This is a genomic window from Streptomyces niveiscabiei (assembly GCF_001419795.1).
Classification (GTDB): Bacteria; Actinomycetota; Actinomycetes; order Streptomycetales; family Streptomycetaceae; genus Streptomyces; species Streptomyces niveiscabiei.
The window spans coordinates 1-2,988 of record NZ_LIRL01001346.1; the positions used below are offsets into that span (position 1 = coordinate 1).

The following is a 2,988-nucleotide window of genomic DNA, read 5'->3' on the forward strand; positions in this document are numbered from 1 at the left end:
GTCCGGGCCTCGTACGCCGTCGGCGCCGTACGTGTCTGCGGGCCCTGCCCCCAGGCCGCCGCCGCCCCACATGCCCGGCAACAGCAGCGCCCCCGCCGCCAGCACCCCGAACCCCGTCCGCCGTACCCGCACCGCGGCCTCCCGTACCTCGCGGGACCGGCCCGGTGCCGGTCGCCGGACCGAGGATGCGCACGCCCCTTGGGCCCTGTGCCGCTCCCACGCCGGGCCGTCACCTGAAATGCCTTGCGAAGCGGCGACGAGGCCGACGTACGCTCCCCTCTGTCACCCCTTCCGACGGCAGGAGCAGCAACGATGCAGTACGTGAAGCTCGGTTCGACCGGCCTGGACGTCTCCCGGATCTGTCTCGGCTGCATGACGTACGGCCTCCCGGACCGCGGCACGCACGAGTGGACCCTCGACGAGGAGGCGTCCCGCCCGCTGATCCGGCAGGCCCTGGACGCCGGGATCAACTTCTTCGACACCGCGAACGTCTACTCCGACGGCACCAGCGAGGAGATCGTCGGCAAGGCGCTCGCGGACTTCGCGGTCCGCGACGAGATCGTCCTCGCCACGAAGGTGCACGGCCGGATGCGCCCGGGGCCCAACGGCGGCGGCCTCTCCCGCAAGGCGATCCTCACCGAGATCGACCACAGCCTGTCCCGCCTCGGCACCGACTACGTCGACCTCTACCAGATCCACCGCTTCGACCCGCACACCCCGGTCGAGGAGACGATGGAGGCGCTGCACGACGTGGTGAAGGCGGGCAAGGCCCGCTACATCGGGGCGAGTTCGATGTACGCGTGGCAGTTCGCGAAGATGCAGTACGCGGCCGAGCGGGGCGGCTGGACACGCTTCGTGTCGATGCAGAACCACTACAACCTGATCTACCGCGAGGAGGAGCGCGAGATGCTCCCGCTCTGCGCCGACCAGGGCGTGGGCGTCATCCCGTGGAGCCCGCTCGCCCGGGGCCGCCTCACCCGCGACTGGGACGCCGCGACCGAGCGCAGCGCCACCGACTCCTTCGGCGCCACCCTCTACCAGGACGGCGACCGCGCGATCGTCGAGGCGGTGACCCGGATCGCCGAGGCGCGGGGCGTCCCCCGCGCCCAGGTCGCCCTCGCCTGGCTCCTCCACCAGGACACGGTCACCGCCCCGATCGTCGGCGCGTCCAAACCGAAGCACCTGGAGGACGCCGTGGCCGCCGTCGAACTGGAGCTGACGGACAAGGAGTTGGCGGAGCTGGCGTACCCCTACAGCCCGCACCCCATCGCCGGTCACTGAGCTAGTGGGGTCCCTGCGCCGCGAACTCCGTGCCGCAGGGACCCGCCCCCTCGCTCTCCGCCAGGACCACCCGCTCCCCGTCCATCTCGATCGTCCGGTAGTACGCCCCGATCCGCTCGGTCGAGCGCCCCACGTAGTGCCCGATGAACGACCGCCGGAACCGCTCGGCGGTCCGGTTCGGCTGCGACCCGTGCACCAGACTGCCGTTGAAGAACAGGACGTCACCGGGCGCCATGTCGACGGGTACGGCGGACAGGCCGGGCGGCGGCGCGACGTACTCGCGCGCGAACGACACCGACTCGTCGGCCTCCTCGGGGCAGAACAGGTCCAACAGGTGGGTGCCGGGGACGACTTCGAGCCCGCCGTTGTCCCGGTCGATGTCGTCGCAGGCGACCCACGCGGCGACGCACGTCCCCGGCTCGACCCGCAGATAGAAGTTGTCCTGGTGCAGCGCCTGGCCCCGCGCGCCCGGCGGCTTGAAGTAGAACATGCTCTGCGCCGCGAGCACCTCCTCGCCGAGCAACTCCTCCAGCACGCCCCGCAGTCGGGCGTCCAGCAGCATCTCCCGGGCGACCTCGTTGATCTCGTGCGGCTGCATCACCCGCGGATACGCGTCCAGCGGATCGTCCCCGGCGCGCGGCCGGAAGTGCCCCGGCACCTCCCGCCCCGCCGCCTGCAACGCCGCGAACTCCGCACGGACGCGCTCGACCTCGTCGTAGGAGAAGAGACCCCGCACGACCGCGTAGCCGTCCTGCTGGAACCGGTCCAGAATGCCTGTGACTGTCATGGCACAGGAAACTAGGCCGGAGAACGCCGGAGGAGGATGCCCGTGCGTGCTGAGGGATTGACCGGGACTGCTGCGGACCCGTCGCCGCCGCCGGGGCTCGTGGTGGTCGGGCGGTTCGACCAGGCGGCGGGGTACGCGGTCAACCGGCCCTCCGGGTCGGACAGTTGGCTGATCCTGTGGACCACCGGGGGCGCGGGCCTGATCGGCCAGGGCCGCACCGAACTCCCCGTGGCCACCGGTGACTTCGTCCTGCTCGCCCCCGGCGTCCCGCAGCGCTACGCCGTTAGGCCCGGCGCCCCCGCCTGGCGGTTCTGGTGGGCCCACTGCCAGGTGAGACCGTCCTGGCTGCCCTGGATCAGGCCGTACGACGCCGGCGACGGCGTCCATACGACGGGACCCGTGCCCGAAGTGCTGCGCGGGCGCGTCGAGTCGGCGTTCCGGCGGATGCTCGACGACGCCCGCTGGACCGGCGGGGAACCCGTCAGGCCGGCCGAGGAGGTGGCCGTCGCACACAGCGCCGTCGCACGTGAACTCGCCCTGTGCGCACTGGAGGAGGCGGTTCTGCTGGCAGCCGCCCCGCCGAGTCCCGTACCGCCGGGCGCCGATGAGCGGATCCGGCGGGCCCAGACCCTGATCGCCGCCGACCCCGGGGCCCCGCACACCGTCGCCTCGCTCGCCGAGGCCGTCGCCCTGTCGCCGTCCCGGTTCGCGCACCTGTTCACCGAGCAGCTCGGGATGTCACCGATGCGGGCCCTGCGGGAGGCCCGGCTGCGGCATGCGGCACGGCTGCTGGAGAGCACGGGGCTGACGGCCGAACGGGTCGCTGCGGCTTCGGGGTTCGCGAGCGCGTTCCACTTCAGCCGGGCGTTCAGGGGGCGGTACGGGGTGCCGCCGGGGGAGTACCGGGCGGCACCCCGTAC

Annotated in this window: 3 protein-coding genes; 2 read left to right on the forward strand and 1 reads right to left on the reverse strand. The window is 72.6% G+C overall.

Annotation, left to right across the window (positions count from 1 at the left end):
* Positions 1–312 precede the first annotated feature (312 nt).
* Positions 313–1,281 carry an aldo/keto reductase gene (locus tag AOK24_RS43850; protein ID WP_055725392.1) on the forward strand — a complete coding sequence of 323 codons (969 nt, stop codon included), beginning with the start codon at positions 313–315 and terminating at the stop codon, positions 1,279–1,281.
* 1 nt (position 1,282) lies between these two features.
* Here AOK24_RS43850 and AOK24_RS43855 read toward each other — a convergent pair whose 3' ends face one another.
* On the reverse strand, positions 1,283–2,068 hold the full coding sequence (locus AOK24_RS43855) for a phytanoyl-CoA dioxygenase family protein (protein WP_055725393.1): 786 nt from the start codon (positions 2,066–2,068) through the stop codon (positions 1,283–1,285).
* 36 nt (positions 2,069–2,104) lie between these two features.
* Here AOK24_RS43855 and AOK24_RS43860 point away from each other — a divergent pair.
* The coding region (locus tag AOK24_RS43860; protein WP_055725394.1) for a helix-turn-helix domain-containing protein at positions 2,105–2,988 on the forward strand (884 nt) is incomplete at its 3' end.